This window comes from Streptomyces sp. NPDC043812 (genome assembly GCF_056436245.1).
Window position 1 is genome coordinate 223,654 of record NZ_JBWKCY010000011.1, and the last position, 23,268, is coordinate 246,921.

General features: G+C 70.8%; 16 protein-coding genes and 3 pseudogenes. 8 read left to right on the forward strand and 11 right to left on the reverse strand.

All coding sequences use genetic code 11. The annotated features are described in order from the left end of the window. Window positions 1-111: 111 nt before the first annotated feature. The gene (locus AC067Z_RS18620) at window positions 112-3,849 is read right to left on the reverse strand and encodes a S8 family serine peptidase (protein ID WP_478790610.1); all 3,738 of its coding nucleotides are present in this window, start codon (window positions 3,847-3,849) and stop codon (window positions 112-114) included. 191 nt (window positions 3,850-4,040) lie between these two features. On the opposite strand from AC067Z_RS18620, the gene AC067Z_RS18625 reads away from it, so the two are divergent. The 3 genes from AC067Z_RS18625 to AC067Z_RS18635 all read left to right on the forward strand — a co-directional run bounded on the left by AC067Z_RS18625 (window position 4,041) and on the right by AC067Z_RS18635 (window position 6,045). Then, complete coding sequence (locus AC067Z_RS18625) at window positions 4,041-5,042, forward strand: helix-turn-helix domain-containing protein (RefSeq protein ID WP_478790611.1); 1,002 nt, start codon at window positions 4,041-4,043, stop codon at window positions 5,040-5,042. A 17-nt stretch (window positions 5,043-5,059) separates the two neighbouring features. Next, complete coding sequence (locus AC067Z_RS18630) at window positions 5,060-5,542, forward strand: DUF456 domain-containing protein (protein ID WP_478790612.1); 483 nt, start codon at window positions 5,060-5,062, stop codon at window positions 5,540-5,542. Window positions 5,543-5,673: 131 nt separating this feature from the next. Then, complete coding sequence (locus AC067Z_RS18635; protein WP_478790613.1) at window positions 5,674-6,045, forward strand: PPOX class F420-dependent oxidoreductase; 372 nt, start codon at window positions 5,674-5,676, stop codon at window positions 6,043-6,045. 41 nt (window positions 6,046-6,086) lie between these two features. Here AC067Z_RS18635 and rsgA (AC067Z_RS18640) read toward each other — a convergent pair whose 3' ends face one another. The 3 genes from rsgA (AC067Z_RS18640) to AC067Z_RS18650 all read right to left on the reverse strand — a co-directional run bounded on the left by rsgA (AC067Z_RS18640) (window position 6,087) and on the right by AC067Z_RS18650 (window position 9,072). Continuing rightward, window positions 6,087-7,202 (reverse strand): ribosome small subunit-dependent GTPase A, encoded by a 1,116-nt coding sequence (rsgA, locus tag AC067Z_RS18640; RefSeq protein ID WP_478790614.1) that lies wholly within the window; start codon window positions 7,200-7,202, stop codon window positions 6,087-6,089. A 514-nt stretch (window positions 7,203-7,716) separates the two neighbouring features. Beyond that, window positions 7,717-8,685: an amidohydrolase family protein gene (locus AC067Z_RS18645; RefSeq protein WP_478790615.1), complete on the reverse strand. Its 969-nt coding sequence runs from the start codon at window positions 8,683-8,685 to the stop codon at window positions 7,717-7,719. A 228-nt stretch (window positions 8,686-8,913) separates the two neighbouring features. Next, a complete protein-coding gene (locus tag AC067Z_RS18650; RefSeq protein WP_478790616.1) occupies window positions 8,914-9,072 on the reverse strand; it encodes a hypothetical protein in 159 nt (52 codons plus the stop codon). Window positions 9,073-9,200: 128 nt separating this feature from the next. On the opposite strand from AC067Z_RS18650, the gene AC067Z_RS18655 reads away from it, so the two are divergent. The 4 genes and pseudogenes from AC067Z_RS18655 to AC067Z_RS18670 all read left to right on the forward strand — a co-directional run bounded on the left by AC067Z_RS18655 (window position 9,201) and on the right by AC067Z_RS18670 (window position 11,821). Next, on the forward strand, window positions 9,201-9,863 hold the full coding sequence (locus tag AC067Z_RS18655; RefSeq protein WP_478790617.1) for an asparagine synthase-related protein: 663 nt from the start codon (window positions 9,201-9,203) through the stop codon (window positions 9,861-9,863). A gap of 116 nt (window positions 9,864-9,979) precedes the next feature. Further along, window positions 9,980-10,324, forward strand: a pseudogene (locus tag AC067Z_RS18660) (ATP-binding cassette domain-containing protein); the annotation flags it as partial. A 28-nt stretch (window positions 10,325-10,352) separates the two neighbouring features. Beyond that, window positions 10,353-10,823, forward strand: a pseudogene (locus AC067Z_RS18665) (ATP-binding cassette domain-containing protein); the annotation flags it as partial. Beyond that, window positions 10,820-11,821, forward strand: a complete 1,002-nt coding sequence (locus tag AC067Z_RS18670) for a methyltransferase (protein ID WP_478790618.1) — start codon at window positions 10,820-10,822, stop codon at window positions 11,819-11,821. The pseudogene AC067Z_RS18665 and the gene AC067Z_RS18670, both read left to right, overlap by 4 nt. Window positions 11,822-12,297: 476 nt before the next feature. Here the strand turns inward: AC067Z_RS18670 and AC067Z_RS18675 are convergent, their stop codons facing one another. The 4 genes and pseudogenes from AC067Z_RS18675 to AC067Z_RS18690 all read right to left on the reverse strand — a co-directional run bounded on the left by AC067Z_RS18675 (window position 12,298) and on the right by AC067Z_RS18690 (window position 18,369). Continuing rightward, window positions 12,298-13,719, reverse strand: a complete 1,422-nt coding sequence (locus tag AC067Z_RS18675; protein WP_478790619.1) for an ATP-binding protein — start codon at window positions 13,717-13,719, stop codon at window positions 12,298-12,300. Window positions 13,720-13,780: 61 nt separating this feature from the next. Further along, the gene (locus AC067Z_RS18680; RefSeq protein ID WP_478790620.1) at window positions 13,781-16,216 is read right to left on the reverse strand and encodes a helicase-associated domain-containing protein; all 2,436 of its coding nucleotides are present in this window, start codon (window positions 16,214-16,216) and stop codon (window positions 13,781-13,783) included. A 349-nt stretch (window positions 16,217-16,565) separates the two neighbouring features. Continuing rightward, a pseudogene (gene rsgA / locus AC067Z_RS18685) lies at window positions 16,566-17,009 on the reverse strand (GTPase RsgA); the annotation flags it as partial. A 319-nt stretch (window positions 17,010-17,328) separates the two neighbouring features. Beyond that, complete coding sequence (locus tag AC067Z_RS18690; RefSeq protein ID WP_478790621.1) at window positions 17,329-18,369, reverse strand: PHP domain-containing protein; 1,041 nt, start codon at window positions 18,367-18,369, stop codon at window positions 17,329-17,331. 342 nt (window positions 18,370-18,711) lie between these two features. On the opposite strand from AC067Z_RS18690, the gene AC067Z_RS18695 reads away from it, so the two are divergent. After that, the gene (locus AC067Z_RS18695; RefSeq protein ID WP_478790622.1) at window positions 18,712-19,146 is read left to right on the forward strand and encodes a subtilase-type protease inhibitor; all 435 of its coding nucleotides are present in this window, start codon (window positions 18,712-18,714) and stop codon (window positions 19,144-19,146) included. Between the two features lie 72 nt (window positions 19,147-19,218). On the opposite strand, the gene AC067Z_RS18700 is transcribed toward AC067Z_RS18695, so the two are convergent. Genes AC067Z_RS18700 through AC067Z_RS18710 form a run of 3 tightly spaced genes read right to left on the reverse strand, consistent with a single transcriptional unit; the run spans window position 19,219 to window position 23,255 of the window. Continuing rightward, window positions 19,219-20,001 (reverse strand): hypothetical protein, encoded by a 783-nt coding sequence (locus AC067Z_RS18700; RefSeq protein ID WP_478790623.1) that lies wholly within the window; start codon window positions 19,999-20,001, stop codon window positions 19,219-19,221. Beyond that, window positions 20,001-21,275, reverse strand: coding sequence for a VWA domain-containing protein (locus tag AC067Z_RS18705; RefSeq protein ID WP_478790624.1), 1,275 nt, complete (start codon window positions 21,273-21,275; stop codon window positions 20,001-20,003). Before AC067Z_RS18705 ends, AC067Z_RS18700 begins: the two co-directional genes overlap by 1 nt. Before the next feature lie 57 nt (window positions 21,276-21,332). Next, window positions 21,333-23,255 (reverse strand): potassium channel family protein, encoded by a 1,923-nt coding sequence (locus AC067Z_RS18710; RefSeq protein ID WP_478790655.1) that lies wholly within the window; start codon window positions 23,253-23,255, stop codon window positions 21,333-21,335. Between the last annotated feature and the right edge of the window lie 13 nt (window positions 23,256-23,268).

The window sequence follows — 23,268 nt, forward strand, 5'->3', positions numbered from 1 at the left end:
CCCGAAAACGGGGCATCCGGAAATTTGGATGTGCGACCGGCGTCTGCGGTAAAGAGGTCCGCCGGGCGCCCCAACCCCCCACGGGAAGGACGCCCGGCGGACCGGTCGTGATCAGCGCACGGCGTATGCGTCGACCACGAGTTGGGAGACGGAGTTGCCCTTGGCGTCCGTCAGTTCGGTCTTCAGGGTGACCGGCCTGCCCGCCGCGTCCGCGTGGTTCACGGTTGCGGTCCAGGCGTCACCCCGCTGCTGCGTGGCCGCTTCGGTCCACGTCTCGCCGCCGTCGTACGAGTACGACAGCTTCGCGGCCGTCAGCGCACCGGGCTGGTAACCCGCGTGGCCGCCGGCGCTCAGGGTGATCTTCTGACCGTCGCTCGCCGCGATGGTCTTGAGGCCGTCCTCCGGAATGTCGTACCCAGGGAAGAGCATCGGAATGCCCTGCGAGTAGATGTTCTCGTCGAGCTCCGAGCGGAACTTCCAAGTCGTCTGCACCTGCGTGGAACGCTTCCAGACGGCGGCCGGCTGACCGACCTTCATCGTGGTCTGCGTCATCTCGTACGCCGCGTCCTCGGCCGGGACCTCGAACACCCCGAACGGGTAGGAGCTCTCGCCGATCTCCTTGCCGTCGCGCAGCAGGCGCACATTGCCGATGTCACCGAAGGACCCCGCCGCGCCCATGTGCTCGCTGTCGCCCCAGAACGCGGTCGCCATGCCGATGAGGTTGCCCTGTCGTTCCGCCGCGAGCGCCGCCTTGCCGGTGGCGTCGCGGGGCGCGACGGGTGTGAGGACGCCGCCGTACCAGGTCTCCTTGCGCACCTCACCCGTGCGATGGGTGCGCGCCGGGGAGATCATCGACTCGCCCCAGGGGAAGCTGGACGAGACGTGGTGGTCGAAGGCGGTGTCACCCGGCGTGTGGTACTCGGTGCGGGTGCCGGGTGCGTGCACCAGGTCCGTCACGGCGACCGAGGAGGCGGCACCGCTCGGCCGGTAGGCGACGACGCTGTCGATGAAGTCGGTTTCCACGCCCACCGCGTGGTACGTGGCCTGGGTCCTGGCGAGCGTGCTGTCACGTACCCGGTAGGTCCGGTCCGAGGTGACCGTTCCGTCCTCGGTGAAGCCCAGGTTGTAGACGAACGGGCTCTTCGCGGTGGCCTTCCAGCGCAGGGTGACGGTGCCCTCGGCGAGGCGTTCCAGCAGGGACGCGGCCTCGGTGGCCTCGATGCCGAGCACGGGGTGCGGCGCCGCGCCAAAGCCGGTGGAGGGAAGCCAGCGGCCGGGGGCGGTGCGGTGGACGATCACCGCGAGTGCGCCCGCGGTCTTGGCGTTGCGCGCCACGGTCGCTGCCGCCGGGTTGCCGTCCGGCAGCCGGACCAGCGCGAACTTGCCCTTCACACCGGCTGCTTCGAGCTCGGCGGGGGTTCCGGTGCCGGCGTCGACGACGTCGGCCTCGCCGGTGCCGTCGAGGTTGACGGAGCCGACGTTCGCGACCAGCGGATGCAGTTCCCCGCCACCCTCGACCGACAGCTTCTCGATCAGGGGGGCCTGTGCGCGCCAGAAGCTGTTGAGCTCGAACTCACCGTCGTGCGCGCGGCCTTGCACGTCGGCGTAGTAGCCGGTGACCAGACGGGAGCCCGTGACGGATCCGGCGTGCAGCCAGGTGTCGTCCCAGCTGCGCGCGAAGGCGAGCGTGGCGCTGCGGGTCTCGGACCGGCGGTCGGTGTCGATGCGCAGGCGGTGCGCCTTGCGGGCGTCGAGGACGACCGTGGTGTCCTTGGTCAGCTCGACCTGCGGGCGGCCCAGGTAGCCGACCGTGCCGTCGGGCGAGGTGACGAACGAGGACAGCAGGTAGGCGCCGGGCCGCAGGCGGTAGACCTGGTCGGCCGCGCCCTCGTTGAAGCGGCGCTCCCCGGTCGCGGTGTCGGTGCCTATGACGTCGAGCGACGAGGAGCCGGTCGCCGGGTTGCCGGCACGGTCGACGAGCTTGACGCGCAGGGTGACGGTCTCAGGCTCCACGTACAGGGAGAACGGTGTGGAGACGCCGACCCCCTTCGCGGTGGCGACGACGCGGCCGGTGATGTCGCCGTACTGCGCACGGTCGATGCGGGCGGACGGGTCGAGGGTGAGCGGGACGGTGACCGTCTCGCCCGCCGGGACGGTGACCTTCCGCGCGCCGAGTCGGGCGAGGCCGGAGCGGATGCGGGATCCGTCGTTGCCGGTGACCGCCCGCACCTCCAGGTCGAGGGTGACGGCCTTGTCGCCGGTGTTCGTGTAGGGCACCTGGACGGTGGTGCGGTCGCTGCTGTCCTGGGGCCAGTTGAAGGTGCCGCCCTGAACTGCGGGCGAGCCGGTGACCGTGGTGTCGATCGCGGCCTTCACATCGAGGCGGCCGCCTCCGGTCTCGCGTACGTCGCCCGGCACGGACGACTTGGCGGAGGACACCAGCGCGGCCTTGATCTGCTGCGCCGTCCAGTCGGGGTGGCGCTGCTTGACGATGGCGGCGGCGCCCGCGACGTGCGGGGTGGCCATGGAGGTGCCGGACATCGAACGGTAGGCGTACATGCCCCGGCCGCCTGCAGCCGCGGCGGAGATGGAGACGCCGGGGGCGGCGATCTCGGGCTTGAGGGTGTGCGATCCGACGGCCGGTCCGCGGCTGGAGAACTGCGCGGTGGTGTCGTCACGGTCGACGGCGCCGACGGTGAGGACGCCGGGTACGCAGCCCGGCGACGAGACGGTGTTCAGCGACGGGCCCGCGTTGCCCGCGGCGACGACGAACAACGTGCGCTCGGTCCGGGCGAGTTCCTCGGCTGCCGCGCTCATGGGGTCGGTGCAGTCAGTGGGCTCCCGGCTGCCCAGGCTCATGGAGACGACATCGGCCTGCTGGTCGACGGCCCACTGCATTCCGGCGATGATCCAGGACTCGGCACCGGAGCCGGAGTCGTTGAGGACCTTGCCGCTGAGCAGGTCGGCGCCGGGGGCGACGCCCTTGTTCTTCCCGTCGCTCGCGGCACCGGAGCCGCCGACGGTGGAGATGGTGTGGGTGCCGTGGCCCTGCCGGTCGTCGGGGGTGCTGGAGTCGGTGAAGTTCTCCGCCGCCGTCACCCGACCCTTGAGGTCGGGGTGTTCGGCGTCCACGCCGGTGTCGAGGACGGCGACCTTGGTGCCCTTGCCGTCGAATCCTGCGGCCCAGGCGGCGTCGGCGGCGACCTGCTTGGTGGAGCGGTCGAGGGCGGCGTGGACCTGGCGGTCGAGCCAGAGCTTCTTGAGCCCGGCGGCGGAGCGGGAACGGGAGTTGGTGACGTCCGCCCAGAAGTCGGCGGTCTTCTTCTTGTCCGCCTTGAGCGCGACACCGTCGACGGCGTCGAGGACGAGACCGCGGTCGGCTCCGCGCGGGGTGACGGGCGCGGTCCGGGCGACGTCGGAGCGGTACGTGGCGATCAGCGGCAGGGACGCGGAGTGGGCGTCGTCGTAGCCCTGACGGATCAGTCCGGTGACGTTGAACAGCTGCTCGTCGACGGTGCCCGCGGCGAGCGCCGCAGTCGCGTCCTGCGGGTAGACGTACAGGTCGTCGCCCGCCCTGCGGGTCTGGACGAGTGGCGTGGTGCCGTCCGGGCGGGGCAGTACGGTCGCCGCGGGAGTACCCGCGGTGTCCCGGCTCACCAGGACCCGGTCGCCGGTGACGAGGGTGACCGTGACCGGCTGCTCGTTCTGCCGTGCCGCTGCCGCGCTGCCGGTCAGTGGTCGTTCGCCGGCCTGGTCCTGCCGGGGCGCGGCGGCTGCCGGCGCGAGTGTCGTGACGGCGAGGACGGCGGCGGTGGCCGCTCCCAGTGCCGTACGCGATATCGGGCGCATCGCTCTCCAAATCCGAATCCGGCCGCGAAAAATGGGCACAAATGCCCGGTTGCCGGAGGCTGTTGGTGCTGCGGTGGGCGCCACATTGGCAGAGGACCGGCCGGTACGGGGATGATGTACGGCGGCGGGTTTACGCCGTGGCCGATTTCCGCCACGGCGGCGGGTAAGGGCAGGTCCGGGAGGGGTCCACGATGCTGGGAGCGATAGGTCTCGACGAGAGGCAGGAGTCGGCGTACCGCGCGCTCGTCGCGCTGGGGGCGGCGGAGATCTCCGATCTCGCGCACCGGCTCGCCCTGCCGGAGCCGGACACCGAGCGCGCACTGCGCCGGCTGGAGCAGCAGGGGCTGGCCGCGCAGTCGTCGGCGCGGACCGGTCGCTGGGTGGCTGCGCCACCGGGGGTGGCGCTGGGCGCGCTGCTCACCCAGCAGCGGCACGAGTTGGAGCAGGCCGAGCTGGCGGCGGCCTTGCTCGCGGAGGAGTTCCGCACGGAGTCGGACGAACCGGCGGTGCATGACCTGGTGGAGATGGTGACGGGGGCGAGCGCCGTCACGCACCGGTTCGTCCAGTTGCAGCTGGGCGCGACGGAAGAAGTGTGTGCGCTGGTCACCGGCAGGCCGATCGCGGTCAGCGGGATGGACAACGAGGCCGAGGAGAAGGCGTCCACCCGCGGGGTGGCGTACCGGGTGGTCGTCGAGCGCGAGGTGCTGACGCTTCCGGACGGGATCACGGAGCTGACCGCGGCGCTCGGCCGTGACGAGCAGGTGCGGGTGGTCGACCGGGTCCCGACCAAGCTGGTGGTCGCGGACCGGTCGCTGGCGATGGTGCCGCTCACCGGACGCGGCGCCGAGCCGGCCGCGCTCGTCGTGCACGCGAGCGGGCTGCTGGAGTCGCTGATGGGTCTGTTCGAGGCTGTGTGGCGGGACGCCCTGCCGCTGCGGCTGGGCCGCGCCGGCGATTCGGTGGTGGAGGAGGCCGAGCCGGGCCCCGACAGCACGGACCTGGAGGTCCTGTCGCTGCTGCTCGCCGGGATGACGGACGCGAGCGTGGCCAAGCAGCTCGATCTGGGGCTGCGGACGGTGCAGCGCAGGGTCAAGGGGCTGATGGAGCTGACCGGGGTGACCACCCGGCTGCAGTTGGGCTGGCATGCGTACGCGAAGGGCTGGGTGGCTCGCGACCTGCAGGAACGCCCCTGATCCTGCACGCTGGGCAGATGAGCGTGTGGCAGCTGCTGATGGTGGGCGGGGTGATGCTGCTGGGCCTCTTCGGGGTGCTGGTTCCCGGTGTGCCGGGACCGTGGCTGGTGTGGGCCGCCGTGCTGTGGTGGGCGATGCACGAGCTGTCGGGTCCGGCGTGGTCACTGCTGGTGGGAGCCACCGCGATTCTGCTCATCATCCAGGTGATCGTGTGGCTGCTGCCGCCACGGCGGCTGCGGGGTGTGGGGATCACCGGGCGGATGGCGGTGTTCGCGGGTGTGGGGGCGGTGGCGGGCTTCGTGCTGCTGCCGGTGGTGGGCGCCGTGCCGGGCTTCATCGGCGGGATCTATCTCTGCGAACGGCAGCGTCTTGGCGGGCACGGCCCGGCGAAGGCGGCGACACGGTCGGTGATGCGGGCGGCGGGGACGAGTGTGCTGGTGGAGCTGTTCGGATGCCTGCTGGTGGTGGGCGCGTGGGTGGGGGTGATGGTCGGGACCTGACGGTCTCGGCGTACAGCGGGCCCCGAAGCCGCTACCGGCGCCCGGCCGCACCGGCCGAGGGCCCATGTCCCACCACACCTCAGCCGCAGGGCCGATGCGGCGGCGCGGTCACCCGTGTGAGGCTGGCCCCCATGGCGGAATTCACCGATGCCGAGCGTGCTTATCTGTCCACCCAGCGGCTGGGACGGCTGGCCACGGTCGATCCGAACGGGCAGCCGCAGGCGAACCCGGTCGGTTTCTTCCCGCAGCCGGACGGCACGATCCTGGTCGGCGGATACGCGCTGGCCACGACGAAGAAGTGGCGCAATCTGCAGAAGAACCCGAAGGTCGCCCTGGTCGTGGACGACATCGTGAGCGTGCGCCCCTGGAAGGTGCGGGGGGTGGAAATCCGCGGGGAGGCGGAGCTGATGACGGGCCCGCACCAGCTCGGACCGCATTTCAGCGAGGAACTGATCCGCATCCACCCGCGCAAGATCCACAGCTGGGGTCTGGAGAACGGCTGAGGGCCGGGCCGCGCTCCTGGCGCGGCCCGGCCCGGTGCAGGTCAGCGCACGCGACCGCGCTTGGCCTCCATGTTCGCCCGGCCCTGCGCGCCCTTCATCTTCCAGTCGCGCCGGATCTCCGCACGCAGCCGTGCGTCCGTCTTGGCGACGATCCTGCGGTTCTCGCGCACCAGCTTGCGGTAGCTGTCCAGCCGCCGCTCGGGCAGTGTGCCGTGCTCGATCGCGGCCAGCACGGCACAGCCCGGCTCTGCCTCGTGGGCGCAGTCGTGGAAGCGGCAGTCCGCGGCGAGGGCCTCGATCTCGGAGAAGACCTGGCCCAATCCGGCCTCCGCGTCCCACAAGCCGACTCCCCGCACGCCGGGGGTGTCGATGAGGACTCCCCCGCCGGGCAGCACGAGCAGATTGCGGGTGGTCGTGGTGTGCCGGCCCTTCCCGTCGACGTCACGGATGGCCTGCACGTCCATGACGGCCTCGCCGAGCAGGGCGTTGGCGAGCGTGGACTTGCCCGTGCCGGAGACGCCCAGCAGCACGCTGGTGCCGCCCGACACGATCGCGGCGAACACGTCGATGCCCTCGCCCGTCGTGGCGCTGACGGGCAGCACCTGCACTCCGGGCGCGGTGGTCTCCACGTCCTGCACGAGGTACGACAGCCCGGTCACGTCGGGCACCAGGTCGGACTTGGTGAGCACGATCAGCGGCTGGGCGCCGCTCTCCCACGCGAGGGCGAGGAAGCGCTCGATCCGCCCGAGGTCGAGTTCGACCGCGAGCGAGACGCAGATGACGGCGTGGTCGACGTTGGCGGCGAGGACCTGGCCCTCGGACCGGTTGGACGAGGTCGACCTCACGAGGGCGCTGCGGCGGGGCAGCAGCGCCCGGGCGTACTGGGGGTCGCCCGCCGGATCGACGGCGACCCAGTCGCCCGTGCACACGACGAGCATCGGGTCGTGCGGTGTCACGAACTCGGTATCGGCGCGGACCGGGCCGACCGGGGTGAGCACGTCGCACTGGCCGCGGTCGACGCGTACGACCCGGCCGGGCAGCAGCCCCTGCGCGGCATACGGAGCGAACTCCGCTTCCCAGCCCTCATCCCAGCCGTAGGCGGCAAGGGCGTGCTGAGCATCAGAAGTGGAAGACGTGTTGAGCGAAGCGTTGAACAAGGGGAACCCTTCGAAGGGTGGCCCCGGCGGCGCGCTCTGCGCGCGGATCGAGTGGGTGTCAGCCGGAGACCACAGGGGTGGAAACGATGAACTCCTGAATGCGGGCAGCGCCCGTCACCATGACAGTCATCAATGTCCTCACCTCCTGCTTCTTCTCCACGAACCAACACCGTTCCCTCGGCAACGACACACAGCCGCGCCCTGGAACGAGCAGAACCATAGCCCCACCCCAGGGCACCGCACCACCGATTAAATGCGGGGCCTCACCTGCACAACGGCTGCGGCCGGCAGGCATCGTCACGCCGCGAGTCGTACTGCATCCTGAGCGAGGACCTGGGGCTTGCCGACCTCAAATGACCGGCGGTCTGATCAGTTACACCAGCACCGCAACCTCAGCGGCGACTCAACCGCGCATCCACGCATTACAAGACCATGAGCGCGTGGATCCACCCCGCACCGTGAAGCTTCTTGCCTCGGCGGTGGTGCGCGTTCCAGCGTCCCGAGTCTCGAGACACTAGGGAAGGAAAAGTTCACGGTCCAGCGGGCGGCCTCCGGCCAGGATCAGGCGGGCCGAACGCAGGGCCCGCAGGTCGGAGAGCGGGTCGCCTTCTACGACGAGGAGGTCGGCGCGGTAGCCCGCCCCCAGCCGGCCGGTGTCGTGGGAGATGCCCAAGGCCTCCGCCGCGCCCGTCGTGGCCAGGTCGATGATCTCGGCCGGTGTCATCCCGATGTGTGCGAAGAACTCCAGGCTTGAGACGAAGCCGTCGAAGACGGCGCGGGAGACCCCGGCATCGGTCCCGGGCAAGAGCCGTACCCCGCGCTGCGCCATCCACCGGATCCGGTCGAACATCTCCTCGGCCCGCTCGCGGCCGAACCGCTCCGCGAAGCCCCGCCAGTCGGGGCTGGCCGCCGGGCAGACATCGATCCCCTGAGCAACCATGGCGGTCACCAGGTCTTCCCGTACGTCGAATCCGTCGCGCGCCATCCAGGTGCAGTGCTCAATGGTGTCCACGCCGGCGGCCACGGCGGCCGCGATGCCTTCGGTGCCGTGGGCGTGCGCGGCGACCGGCAGCCCGAACCGGAGGGCCTCCTCCACGACGATGCGCAGCTCCTGCGTGGTGAACTGCGTCTGCCAGACGGGCGGGCCGCCCTTGGTGATGCCGCCTCCGGTGGCCATCACCTTGATGAGGTCCACTCCGCTCTCCGCGTTACGTCGGACCGCGGCACGGATCGCCTCCTCCCCCTCGACCTCGCCGCCGAGGAACCAGCAGTGCCCGCCAGGCCCGGTCAGCGGCGTCCCGGCGGCGAGAACGCGCGGCCCGGGGAGCCCTCCGCCCGCGATCTCGTCCCACAGCCGGACGGCGAGTCCGCCCCGGTCACCGAGGTCGCGCACGGTGGTCACCCCCGTTGCGAGGAGCCGCCTCGCCCGCTCGGCCATCCCGAGGTACACCTCGGTGTCGGAGGCGGCCCGCAGAGTTTCCACAGGATCGGCTCCCGCGTCGAGCGCGAGGTGGACGTGTGTCGATGAGTCCCGGCAGCATGGTGCCCTCCGGGAAGGCCAACCGGGGAACGGCTGGTTCGGCCTGTGCTTCGACTTCGGCGCGCGGCCCCGCAGCCACGATCATGCCCTTGTCGACGAACACGGCACCGTCGACGGTCACCCGCCCACCAGGGCCGGTCACCACCCGCCCCGCCGATATCACTGCCTGCATCATGCGCCTTCCTGGTAGGTCTGCAGCGCGTCCGACAACACGACCAGCTGCCGGACGTCGTCTTCAAGGTCGTCGCCTCCGGGCAGGGCCACCGCTACGGCCTGACCGTGTGCCGGGGCTCCCGACGTGTAGGTGGCCAACGCCTCACGCAGATGCATCGCCGCCATACCCGGAGACAGCGGGGCCGAAAGGTCTGCCCAGTGCGAACCTTCTGCGCAGCCGGCCCTTGCTGTCCCTGCGTCACATCAATTCCTATCGCGGCATGTTCGGCTGGCAGTGGAGAACCATGGCCCGACAGCTGATCAGCCCCCCGTCCTATCGGCGCCGGCTGGCGACGTCATCGACCTCCGGCACGGGGGCGGATTCGAGGTTCCCCATCCTCACCTGGGGGCTCGGGGCGACGATGCCGCCCTGGCTCACAGCAGGCGCCGCCGAAATGATTCACGAGGAAGTCCGACGGGCCGCGCAGTCAGCCGCCCCGCTGGCCCCCACACCGGGACGCCATCTCGAACTCGACGGAATCCGCGACGGAGCCCGCCTCGCGCGGGCACTGACGGATATCACCGCTCACGCCGGACTGCCGATCTCCACGCCCTTCTTCGACGATCGCGTGATGGAGGCCGCGCTGGCTGTGCGCATCGAGGACCGGGCCCGGCCGTACGCCTACAAGCCGCTGCTGGCGGCCGCTGTGCGGGACATTGTGCCTCCCGACCTGCTCGAGAGGACGACCAAGGGAGTGGGAAGCATGGACCTGGCGCTGGGACTGCGGACCTACGCGCCGTATCTCAACCAGCTCTGGTCCGACTCACGGCTCGCAGGATTCGGCCTGATCGATGGGCAGCGGCTGATGCGCCTGTGCGCCAGCCCGGATTCCGTCGAGCTCGACGACGGAGCCATCCTCACCACTTTGGCCTGTGAGCTGTGGCTTCGGAGTCTGGAACAGGAATAACAGAGAACGGGAGACATCCATGGGTTTCAAGCTGCACTGCCGTGCTGCTTTACGCCACGTATCTGGTGATGCCCATGGGCAACCTGCTGGAAGGTCTCACGACGCTCAAGCGGGCCATGGGCGCTCTGCAGCGCGTGCAGGAAGCACTGGACCTGCCCACCGAATCCGACGAAGGCACTCCGAGGGGCATCACGCCCAAAGCCCCCGGGGCCCCCACGCTCGTCTTCACGGACGTCCACTTCTCCTACGACGACCGGCCGGCGTTGAAAGGAGTCAGCTTCGAGCTCCCCCGCGGGACGAAGACAGCGCTGGTCGGTCCATCCGGATCAGGCAAGTCGACGATCCTCTCCCTGATCTGCTGCTTCTACGAACCCACGGCCGGCGCCATCACATACCTGGGCCACGGGGTCGCCGACCTGACACGCGCCCAGTGCCGTCAACTGGTATCGCTCGTGGAGCAGGACGCCCCGGTGCTCCACGGAAACGCTCAAGGAGAACCTGTGCCTGGGTCTGCCCTCCAAGGCGGCCGAAATCGACAGGGTTCTGCGCCAGGTCAACCTGCACCACCTGGTGGAGGGTCTTGCCGACGGTATCGACTCTCAGGTGGGTGAGCGCGGGTCGCAGCTCTCAGGGGGCGAGCGCCAACGCCTGGCCATCGCAAGGGCTTTGCTGACTCGGCCCGCCCTCCTCCTCGATGAGCCGACTTCGAGCCTCGATGCAGAGAACGAGAAGACGGTCATGGACGGGCTGCGCCGCCTTCACACGGACTGTGCCGTGCTGATCGTCGCTCACCGCCTGTCGACCGTACGCGACGCCGACCGCATCCTCGTCGTCGACGGCGGCGAGATCGTCGCAACAGGGAGCCATCAGGAGCTGGTTCGCACGAGCGAGTACTACCGGCTGCTCCTGGGCGACCAGATCACGGACGACCACACCGAACCGCCGGGAGAATCGAAGTGACTGCCGATCTCGAGTTCAACGAAGCGGCGAGCGGACTCGCCCCCGTCGCGCTCCGCGCTGCCGCCACCCTGCGCATGGCGGATCACATATCCGCCGGATACGAGACTGCCCCGTCGCTGGCCGAGCGGACGGGCACCGACCCGGACCTGCTGAGCCGCGTGCTCCGATTTCTCGCATGCCGCGGCGTGTTCGCCGAGCCTTCTCCGGGGACGTATGCGCTCACCCCGCTCTCCGTCACCCTCCTGGAGGGCCACCCCTCGGGCCTACGGGCTTGGCTCGACGCCTCGGGGGTGGGGGCGCGCATGGACGCCGCCGTGGGAGGGCTCCTCGATGCACTACGTAGCGGTAGGCCTCTATTCGCCCGGCTGCACGGGCGGCCCTTCTACGAGGACCTCGCCCTCCACGGCCGGGGGCCTGCCTTCGACACTCTGCGTCACACTCACGCGGAGGGATACGTCTCCGATCTGCTGGACGCGTTCCCCTGGCACCGCACCAGGCGCATGGTCGATGTGGGCGGTGGTACGGGAGTCCTCGCCGAAGCCCTCATGCGCACCCACGGCACCCTGCACGCCGCGCTCGTCGACCTCCCCCGCGCAGTGGCCGCTGCCACGGCCCGGATCGAAGCCGCCGGATTCGAGCGACGGTTCACCCCGGCAGCCGGCAGCTTCTTCGACCCCATACCGGCCGGCGCGGATGTGTACACACTCGTCAACGTCATCCACAACTGGAACGACGAACAGGCCGGTGCCATCCTGCGTCGTTGTGCCGAAGCCGGTCGCGAGGACTCCACCTTCCTCGTCGCCGAACGGCTCATGGACGACGCGGACCCACGGGCCATCACCGCCATGGATCTGCGCATGTTCCTGTTCCTCGGCGGAAGGGAGCGGACCTTGGCCCAGGTTCGCGATGTCGCGGCTGCGGCTGGCATGGCACACCTGTCGACGATCAGGACTCCGGCGGGCCTGAACCTGCTCGTATTCCGCAAGGGGCGGGTCTGAGCAGCCCTCCAGCGGCGCTCCGGCACAACGTCCCCTGCCCTGGAGGATTCCGGCGGCGCGATCACCCGTTCACGACGACGCGTTAGCGTGGGCGGAGGGGTAAAACCCGATCAGGTGCGAGGCGTTAGCCCAGGCCGCAAAGTTGCGGCTTCGGGGCTGGTGTCAAGGGGCCTGCGGCTCTCTTCCTCTGTTCCTCGGAGCGGTGATCGTCGGGATAGCCACGTCCGCGCACGGAGATTGGCCTCACGGTCGTGGGCGGCCGGGAGCAGTCGTGCCCGGTGAGGCACTGGCGGAGGATACGAGCTTCGAACTCGTGAGGGGTTGCCCCCAACACTCTTTCCAAATGTTCGTACGGGGTCCGGCGAGGGTCGGGGGCGTTCTGACCTGCGGCGGAGCGTTCGAGGTGGCCCCACCCGGACGGGCCCGGACGGGAGAGAACGCAACCAGAACTGCAACCGCAGGAGTCCGGCCCCTGATCATGCCCTGCGCCAGGCGCCGAGCAGTTCTTCGGGTCCGTACGCCGCCTGGAGCCCGGAACAGGTGGTCCCGTTGCGCGAGACCGCCACGAGCGGTACCGGCTCGTCGGTGATCGCAGCCCGGTGTTTCTGGAGCGCTGCCAAGTCGTGGCTGTCGAACGCCGAGTTCTCCAGCCACTTGACCGAACCGAGGAAGTGCAGCTCCTTGGCCACCGGCTGCCGGTCGGCGCCCACCAGGTCGATTTCGACGTCGTTGCTGCGGGTCCAGTAGCCGCCGATCGCCGGGGCGGCGGGCAGGAGCCCGTCCGGCAGGAGGCGGGCGAGGGATTCCCGGACGAGGGGCTCGATCGCACGCCCCCGCCAGCTCGTCCACTGCTCCTTGATTCGGCTCAGCGTGAGATCCCCCCGCATCCGCTCGATCTCCGCCATGTGCGGATCCAGAAACGCGAGCCAGAACCGGAGGTAGGGATCGGCCACGCGGTAGCGGCGTTCCTTCGACGGTCTCAGCGAGAGGGGCAGCTCAGCTGCCACAACGCGCTTCTCTGCCAGGACGTCAGTGGCTCGGGTGAGAGTGGTGTGGGCGATGCCGCCCGCGGCGCGTGCGATGTTGGTGAAGGTTCTCTCGCCGCTTCCGATGGCCCGTAGGACTTCTCTGCTCATCGCCTGCGGTGGGAACTCCGCGGCAAGTGACCGCTCGGCGGAGACCAGCAGCGCCGAGATCGGGTTGTCGAGCGAGTCGCGGAGGAACTCCCAGACATCGGCCCCGGGCCGCCACTCCGCGCAGATCAGCGGAAGACCGCCGGTGATCAGGGCGGCGTCGAAGGCGGCGGCCGGCTCAAGGCCGAGCATCTCGCCGATGTCGGCCGGGTTCAGCGGCCCCACGACCATTTCCCGTCCCCGCTGGTGGAAGGGGCGTTCGTAGCTGTTCAGCGCCTCCATCATCGACAGGTCGGATCCGACGAGGAGGAGTAGGACGGGTTTGCGGCTGAGTAGACGGTCCCATGCCCGTTGGAGCATGCCCTCGAAGGCGTCGATGCGGTCCATCAGGTAAGGAACCTCGTCCATGACGACCACGCTCGGGCTGTCGTCGGGAAGGATCTCCGCGAGCAGCCTGAATGCCGAATTCCACTGCTCTGGAGTCTCCTCCGAGAACAGTTCCCGTTCCGACAGGGTGGATCTGGCGACAGCGTCGAGCAATTCCGCCAGCTCGTCCTCAGCCGTGCCGCCCGCCGCGGTGAAGAACAGGTACGGCACCTCGGTGCGCTGGAGGAATTCTTCGACGAGGCTGGACTTGCCGACTCGCCTCCGCCCGCGCATGAGGATGCACTGTCCAGGCTTCGCCGAGCCGACGGCGTCGTGGACCGACTGCAGGGCGGTGCCGAGCACGTTCAGCTCGCGATCCCGCCCGATGAAGCGCCGCATTCAAGCCTCCCGTGAACGATGGTATCGGCGGAGATAGTATCGCCGCCGATACCATTCTCCCTCATTCGGGTGCGACGCTCATCACGCCGCGGATGCGGGAGAGGGTGAAAACGCGCTCGGCGTCCCGAAGGTGGCACCAGGCTTCGAGGTAGGGCGGATCGAGGTCGAGGCGGCTGAGGGTGCGCATGGTCTGGTTGCCCGAGGTGGCGACGTACTCGACCGTGATGGCCTGACCGGCGTCGATGGCATGAGCGAGCTGGCGGACGTCGCTGTACGGAAGGCGTTTCGCCCATCCCGCGACGATCTCCTCGGTGTCCGTGGCGAAGGGTGCTCCGTCGTCGTGTGGCGATGGTTCGGGAGCGGGCGGAGCCGCCAGCAGCCGGGTCGCCAAGGTGCTCGGGGCGAAGGCCGCGGATTCCTTCGCCGTGCTCGTGGCAGCGATCCGGCCGCCGCCCCTGGCCCTGGAGCCGCGCGGAGCCGGAACACCAGCCCCGGCCCTTCGAGGCCGGGCCTTTTCGATGCGTACCGTGCCCTCGGCTGTCTCGGCGACGGGGGAGTACCCCTCGGCCCGGAGTGCGGCGAGGGTGGCGTCGAGCGGGCTGCGGCTGATCAGCACTGTCGGCGCCAGCTGTCGTAGTCCGAGCTTGGCGAGCTTGCGGTGGGCAGCGAGTTCGGCGAGTAGTGCGGGCTCGTCGCCGTGGAGGACGCAGGAGGCGGGGGCGATGCGTACACGCCCGTGGCCGCGTGCGGCGTCGGCGATCAAGTACGACAGCGGCTGTGGCAGTGGCCCGGCCGCGACAGCGGCCAGGTCGGTCGTGATGTCCTCGTGGGTGTGGCCGGCGTCCAGAGCCCTGCGGACGCTGCCGGCACTGAACCGCCACACGGACGCCGTGCCGCTGGTCTCCCGGTCCGCGACGGAGTCCAGGAGCGCGGCCAGTCGCGCGGACGGTGTGCCGGTGACGACGGCGGTGAGGTCGGCGCCGATCCGGGCCGTCGCGGTGGCCGAGGGCAGCAGCCGCCGGCACTCGATTCCCAGCCCCTCCGGGTCCCCGGTCCGCAGGTGGATGCCAATGGCGGACAGGGCGCCGCGCGCGAGTACGCCGAGGAGTTCTGCCTCGCGGATCACGGTGACGAACGGCTGTCCGTCCTGGGGCGATGAGTCGGCGAGGGGGCGGTGCCAGGCGATCAGCGGCCCGAGATCCGATGCGACCCGCACGCCCTGCCCTGCCGGGAGCCGCGCGGCTGCGGCCAACAGCCCGTGGCGGGCCTGCACGCAGCCGTTGCAGGATGGTGCGCCGGCGAGTGCGGGGAGTGCCTTGTTGTCCTCGTCGCGCGCCCGAATGGGAGTGAGCGGCAGGTTCCGCCATGCCTGGAGCAGTACGGCGAACTGCTCCGTGGGTTCCTGTTCCGCCCAGGCGTCGTATGCCTCGGTGGGTGCCATGCGATCGCCGTCCCGGGCCAGCAACCCGGCGGCATACGCGGTTTCCAGGGTGAGGCGTACGACGGCGTCGTCGGCCTGGGCGGCCTTGCCGATCCGTGCCAGTTCACGCGCACCGATCCCGCCGGATTTCAGCCGGGCCGGCGCGGTTGCCGAGCAGGCCGACAGGACCGAGGTGGCACCGGCGGCGAACTCCGAGGCAGCTGCCGACGCCTCATGGTCGACCTCACTCGGGGTGACGGCAGCCAGGCCCACGGAAGGCGGGACGGGCTGGAACGGGGCGTGCCAGCCGGGTCCTCGCAGCGCGACCGCCACCTCGGCGGGCATACGGGCCGGACCGTAGTGGTGGCGGTCCTGGATCAGGAGTCCCCGATCCAGTGCCCATCGAGCGCCCGGTTCGGGATCGGGGCCCGGACTCCCGACCATGATGAACCGCGGGGGCTCCTCTGGCGCAGCCCCCGCTCGGCCTTTGAGCAGCTTCCGGGCCGCCTCAGGGGCCTTGGCGACCACGGAGACGATCCGCTCCGGGTCGCTGAGGTGTTCCATCAGCACGGCCAGCCGCTGCGACTTGCTGCCCGGCGGCTTGACGCCCAGGGCCGTCAGCATCCCGCGCAGCTCGTCCGAGGTCCTGCCCGCGAGCAGTTCCTCCAACGGGGCGTCCAGTCCCAGGGGCGCGCCCCATGCCTGCCGCAGCGCTCCGGCCATTCGGAGCTTCCCCGCGCCGTCCGGCCAGACCAGAGCATGATCGGTCAGAGCCTCCAGTACGGCCTCCAGTTCGGGGGTGGTGTCGTCGCCGGCCGCTCCCAGCAGTTCTGCCAGGGCATCGCGCGACACGGGCGCACGCAGCGCGGCCAGCGCTTCGGCGACCTGGAGATGCGGCAGCGCGAGCCGTGGCAGGGCAAGCGCCACCGATCCCGGGCGCTGAAGACGGTCGGCCAGTTCCCCCACCGAGCGCGGCTCCGGAGGGGACGCCGCGTCCCTCCGCGTCTCGAGCACGCGTGCCAGACGACAGCCGTCGAGACCACCCAGCCAAGTCGCCAGCGTCGATCGGGACTTCATGCGGGCACCTCTCGAGATCAGGACCATGGCAGCGGGGGACTCGCCGCAGGGTTTCAAGGATGTCGTACCCCTGTGATCCGCAGATGCCGTACGGGACAGGACTCCCCCGTTGGTGGGCGCCGGCATCCGCGACGCGGCGGGAGCGGGGCAGCCCGGATCTTCGAAATATCCGAATTGGGTGCGTGTAAACGCAACCAGAAATGCAACCAGAGCACGACGAGAAGCCGAGTCGCGTATCGCGGCTCGGCTTCTCCTTCCGCCTGTTCAGGCGGCTGCGGAGGATACGAGATTCGAACTCGTGAGGGGTTGCCCCCAACACGCTTTCAAGCGTGCTTCACCGCTGCGCAGTCGCGCCGCTCTCCCACGCGAGGGCGAGGAAGCGCTCGATCCGCCCGAGGTCGAGTTCGACCGCGAGCGAGACGCAGATGACGGCGTGGTCGACGTTGGCGGCGAGGACCTGGCCCTCGGACCGGTTGGACGAGGTCGACCTCACGAGGGCGCTGCGGCGGGGCAGCAGCGCCCGGGCGTACTGGGGGTCGCCCGCCGGATCGACGGCGACCCAGTCGCCCGTGCACACGACGAGCATCGGGTCGTGCGGTGTCACGAACTCGGTATCGGCGCGGACCGGGCCGACCGGGGTGAGCACGTCGCACTGGCCGCGGTCGACGCGTACGACCCGGCCGGGCAGCAGCCCCTGCGCGGCGTACGGGGCGAATTCGACGGCCCATTCCTCGTCCCAGCCGTACGGGACGAGCGGCTGTGCGGAGGTCTGAACGGAAGAAGAGAGATTCAAGGGGAACCCTTCACAGGGGTGGCCCCGGCACGCGCACGTGGGCGCGAGGTTCTGGAGGGAGTCAGCCGGTGACCACGGAGGTGGAATGGATGGTCCTGCGGATGTGGGCAACGCCCATCGCCGTGACAGCCATTGGTCACACCTCCTGGTTCGTCTCGCCTCGGCAGCGGGCGGCCGACGGCCGCCCTCCGGGAACGACGTCACTCCAGACCCGTGCCGCGCAGCGGATGCCATCGCTTTTCCTGCCGTGCCAGGAGCGGCCCTGAGCGGCCGGTCGTGGTGCGCCCTCCGGCCTGCGCGAGGGGTGGCCGAGGGGCCGTCACCCCGTGGCTACCGCCGGTGTACGGCGGGTGCGGGTCCATTCGGTGAGCTCGTCGGCCGTCCAGGTGTTGATCACCCGGTCGGCGGGCACTGCGCACTCCTCGGCGCGGGCGCAGCCGATGATCTGCCAGTCCAGCTGCCCGGGCGCATGGGCATCGGTGTCGATGGCGAACAGGACTCCGGCATCCACCGCGCGGCGCAGCAGGCGCAGGGGTGGATCGCGGCGTTCGGGACGGCTGTTGATCTCGACGGCGGTGCCGTGTTCCGCGCAGGCGGCGAAGACGAGGTCGGCGTCGAACTGCGACTCGGGCCGGGTGCCCCGGCCGCCGGTGACGAGGCGTCCGGTGCAGTGACCGAGCACGTCGGTGAGCGGGTTCTCGACGGCGCGGAGCATCCGGCGCGTCATCGCCGGGGCGTCCATGCGGAGTTTGGAGTGCACGGAGGCGACGACGAGGTCGAGCCGGTTGAGGAGTTCGGGGTCCTGGTCGAGGGTGCCGTCGGGGAGGATGTCGCATTCGATGCCGGTGAGCAGCCGGAACGGCTTCCACTGCGCGTTGAGTTCGTCGACGAGGTCGAGTTGGGCGAGCAGTCGCTCGGCGCTCAGGCCGCTCGCCACCTTGAGGGTCGGCGAGTGGTCGGTGAGAACGGCCCATTCGTGGCCGAGGCCGGCGGCGGTGCGGCCCATGGCGTCGACGGGGCTGCCTCCGTCCGACCAGTCGGAGTGGAGATGGCAGTCTCCGCGCAGTGCGGCGCGCAGCCGGGTGCCTCCGTCGGCGAGCGGAGCCGCAGCCTCGTCCTCCAGCCGCGCCAGATAGCCGGGGGTTTCACCGGCGAGGGCTTCCCGTACCACGGTGGCGGTCTTGGGCCCGACGCCCTTGACGCGCTCGAGCGTCCCGGCCGCCGCCCGGCTCGCGACCTCCTCCTGGCCGAGCTCGGCGAGGGCGGAGGCGGCGGTGCGGAAGGCCCGTACGCGATAGGTCTCGGCGAGCGCGCGTTCCAGCAGAAAGGCGACGCGCTCCAACGCTGCGACGGGGTCCATCTCCACCTCCTGGGTCCCTAGCCCAGTGAACCCCGGTGGCGGGGTTCAGTCCAACCGATGAGCGACGAAGGCGTGAATTCCCTTACTCCTTTCAATCAACACTTCAAGCAATAGGCTGCCTTCGATTGCTCGGTGAGCGACCTCGAACGTCTTTCTTCGGCCGTTTCCCCGAGCTACTGAACCGCTGGTCAGCGCAGTCCACACCGTCACAACCTGCCCATGATGGGTCACATGCGGTGACCGATTCCGGCGGTGCGGACGAGCGTTCACTGCCTCGGTGAGCAAGACTCCCGTCGACTCGCCGTCCGATTTCCGAAACCCAAACCCCAAGGAGTGTTCGATATGCGGTACATCACCAGAGGCCTCGCGCTCGCCTCCCTCTCGCTCGGGCTCGCCGTCGTGCCCGGCACCGGCAGCGCGGGCGCGGCAGGAACCGGCGCGCAGACCCTGTACGCCCCCTCCGCTCTGGTCCTCACCGTCACCGCCGGCGACGACGCGCTCAACGGCACGGTGCTGCGCGCGGTGACCCTCGGCTGTACCCCGACGGCGACCGGCACCCACCCGGCCCCGAAGGCCGCGTGCGCCGAACTGCGCGCCAACGAAGCCCGGTTCGAGGTCCTCACGCGGACGGACCCCGGCGTCAGCTGCACCAAGCAGTGGGACCCGGTGACGGTCACCGCCGACGGCGTCTGGAACGGCAAGCGCGTCTCCTACGCGCACACCTTCGGCAACTTCTGCGCCAAGGACGGCGCGAACGGCGTCGTCTTCGGCTTCTGAGCCGTCCACGCACCCGCACACGAAGCAGCGGCCACGGCAGACGTGCCGTGGCCGCTCACACGTCGTGCACCCTCAGACCGCGGGCGGCACCCGCGCCGGGCGGCCCGATCCGCGGGTCAGGGCATGGCCGCCGATGCCGGCGAGAGCCGCGAGCAGACCGCCGGCGGCGGTCCAGATCCAGCGGTCGGACCACCAGCCGGAGGACCGGCCGGGTCCGGCCTCCTCCTCGTTCCGCCGGGCGTCCGCGGACACCCCCGGCACCAGCGGCTCGGACAACGTCCCGTCGACCGCGTAGGCGCCGCCCGCATCCTTCGACACCGCCTCGATCTCGGCCCTGACCGGCAGCCCGAGGTCCTCCTCGGGCAGGTCGGTCACCGTCAGGCGTACGTAATAGCTGCCCGGCAGCGGGTCGTTCGCCCACGGTTCGGCCAGTGCACGCACCGTCCGCAGGGTGCAGGACAGTGCGACGGACGCCGCGTCCGCCGCCGCCGTACGGGACTGCATGCCGTACATGCACGGCTGGCGGCGGCGCAGCCCGTCGTACACGTCGATGCGCCACGTCGACGCGCCGCGCCGGGCGGCCTCGGGCAGGGTCACCTCGGCCCGCACCGTGGCACGCTCCCCGGCGTCGGCCGGGAACACCCAGTAGAGGTAGTCACCGCTCGACGCGCTCGCCGTGGCCTTCTGCCCCTGCTCGACCGGGGTCGCGGTGCGGAAGGTGGTGCCGGCCTCGGTCGGCCCCTCCTGTCCGGCACTCGGGCTCGGCGACGGGGAGTCGGCGAGCGCACCGCCGGCGATGCCGAGCAGCGACGTTGCGGCGAGCGCACCGATCGTCAACAGACGTGGAACACGCATCAGTTGGTCCTCCATACGGCGACGCGCCAGCGCGAGACCCAGCCCCATACGAGACCGGCCGCGAAGCCGACGAGCACGAGCAGGCCGAGAATCCACCATCCGCGGCCCAGGCCGAACGAGGCCACGTCGGCGGCGTCGTCGGGCGCGTCCACGACATCGACGGTGAGCTCGACGGGCAGGCCGGGCTCCTTCTGGACGGCGGGGGCAGCCGAGAAGGAGTTGCTGACCTGAAGACAGACGGTCTCCGCGGCCGGCTTGACGCCGTCCTCCTCGTCGACCGCGGCCTTCGGGTACCGCAGGCCGGTCGAGATCAGGTCGGTACGGCCGTCACCGGCCTCCGCGCCCCGGACGATCTCACGGCCGTGGACGGTCACGGCGCGCATGAGGACCCCGTAGTCCTTGTTCACGGCACGGTCGGCCGCGATGCTCACCGAGGCACGCAGCTCCTGGCCGGGCAGGACGTCGACCCGGTACCAGCGGTGCTCGCCGAACGTCTCGCGGTCGGTGTAGAGGCCGGGGGCCAGCTCCGGTGCGTCGGCGCACTGCCCGGCGCCCTCGGTGGCGACCGGTGTGACGACGGGGTCGGCGGCGCGGTCCACCAACTGGCTCACCCGGTCGGAGAGTTCGTCCGTGTGCTGCACCGAGGTGTAGGTGCCGCCGGTGGCCTCCGCGATACAGCTGAGCTGTGCGCGGGTCTTGGCGTCCGGGACCAGCCCGAGTGTGTCGATGACGAGGTGGATGCCCTTGGCCGCGATCTCCCGGGCCACCTCGCAGGGGTCGAGCGGCGCGCAGGTGTCCTCGCCGTCGGTGATGAGGACGATCCTACGGGTGGCGTTCCCGCCCTCGAGGTCGTCCGCCGCTCCGAGGAGGGCGGGACCGATCGGGGTCCAGCCCGTCGGTGCGAGCGTGGCGACCGCGGTCTTCGCCTCGGTCCTGTCGAGCGGACCGACCGGGTACAGCTGCCGGGTGTCCTTGCAGCCACGCTTGCGGTCGTCGCCCGCATAGTCGGCGCCGAGGGTGCGGATACCGAGGTCGACCTCCTGCGGTACCGCGTCGATGACTTCGTTGAACGCCTGCTTGGCTGCGGCCATCCGGCTCGTGCCGTCGATGTCGCGGGCACGCATCGAGCCGCTGACGTCGAGCACGAGCTCGACCTTGGGGGATTCCTTCGCCGCCGGTTCGTCGGCGACGGCCGCCCCTGCCGGGAACAGCCCGGCGGCCAGGGCCGCGAGCAGGGCGCATGCCCCGGCCGCCGACCGTTTTCTTATGATCATCCGCGGATCGTATTGAGGATCCCCCGGTGATCCAAAACGCGCTGCCCGCGCCCGCGTTCAGCGCTGCCGGGAACCCTGTCCGCCGGGCCTGCGGTACTGCCTGCCGAGCAGCTCGGCGAGACCGCGACGGGTCGCCGCCACCACGACGCGGTCCTGGGCCCGCAGCACATAGCCGGGGTGGAGGTCCCACACGAGACCGGCGGGCCGGGAGTCGCCGTCGCTCCGCGCCCCGGCCAGATCGGGAATCCGGTCCCCGGGCGACGCGGCATCCAGAGCGATGATCCGCCATGCCCCCGGGCGGAACGCCTCGGCGACGGTGCGCCCTTCGAGCTGCGGATGACCCTCGACATCGACCACGGCGAAGAGCAGCACCTTGCGCTCGACAGGCACGGCGCCCAGGATCTGGCGTCCCATCATCGCGCCGGCGAACGCGGGCGCGGAAAGAGTCGAGACACTTCGGCTGCGGGTGAGGGCGTCGGGGTGGGCGGCGCGCAGGCTGCGGTACACGGCGCCGGCGAACTCGTCGTCGTAGATGCGCATGGCGACCCGCAGATCCGCCTTGGCCGAACGTGCGTACAGCGCCGCCTCGAGGTTCGTGGTGTCGACGCTGGTGAGGGCGAGCAGGGCATGTGCGCGGTGGATCTTCGCGGCCTCCAGCACGCCTTCCTGTGTCACGTCCCCCAGCACGGTCGGCACCCGGAGCCTGCGCACCAGCGGGATGCCGCGCGCCTCGGGATCCTCCTCGACGCACACGACGGGGATGCCGAGCTCCCGCAGCTGCATCAGCACCCGGCTGCCGACCTTGCCGAGGCCGAGGAGGACGACATGCCCGGACAGTCCGCGCGGGGGCCGGCGCAGGGCGGACGCCGTACGGAAGGTACCCAGCGCCTCCAGGGCGGCGGCGACCGTGAGCGGAAGGAGCATCAGTCCGGCGAGCCCGGTGAGCAGTTGGAGGACCTGGCGGTCCGGGTCCTCGTCGAGCGCGGGATCGCCCATGGCGAAGAGGTCGAGAAGGATGAGATAGACCGCGTGCAACGGATGCTCTCCCGTGGTGAGCGTGGACACGACCGCCAGGGCGACGACGGCCGCCCCGAGGCCCGCGATGGACCAGCGCAGACGGCGCGAGAACAGCGCACCGAGCGGTGCGCCGCGTCCCGCGAGCGGGCGGGGGTTCCGTGCGGCGCCGGTGTGGGAGACGGCCTCCAGCACCACCGTGCCGCGCCCCGTGGCCTCGGCGACGCTGCGGTCGTCCGGCAGCAGCCGCGGTCCGTCGCTGCTGCGGTCCGAACCTTCTGTGCCCGCCGGGTCGTTGGTCGTCGACGACAGCAGCGCGAGGGTGCACAGACCGGGGTCGGCGACCTCGCCACGGCCCGGTGGATTGCGCTCGACGGCCCGCAGCAGCAGCCCGTCGGCCCGTACGACCTTGCTGGTGCCGGCCACGGCAGCGGCCGCGAGCGCGGGGGCGGCGGTGTCGGCGTCCGACAGGACGGTGGTGGAGGCGTCCAGCTCGGCCGCGTCGAGGGTGGGCATTGCCAGGGCTGCGGCCTGGTCGAGAAGCCGTTCGAGGTGCTGGCCGAGTTTGCGGTTGTAGAGGCGGATGACCAGCCGTAGTCGCGGGTTGAGACGCCGGGCGGCGAGCGCGGCGCGGATGTTGGTGTCGTCGTCGTCATGGACCAGCGCGAGGGCGGCCGCCTCCGCCGCGCCCGCCTCGACCAGAGCGTCCTCGTCGAGTGCCCGCACCTCGACGACGCGCGGGAGGTCCGGCGGCGGAGTGTCACCCGGAGCGCCTGTCGTGCCGACCGCCCGGGTCATGGCGGCGGACATCCGTCCGAAGAGCGCGGACGCTCTGGCGCGGCCCGGCACCGGCTGCCCGCCGGGCGCTCCCGCGGCGGGGACCACGAGCGTGACCCGCTCGCGGTAGACCTCGCGCAGCTCGGCCGCGAGCCGGTGCGCGAGAGCGTCGTCCCCGCACACGATCATGTGGCCGGACGGG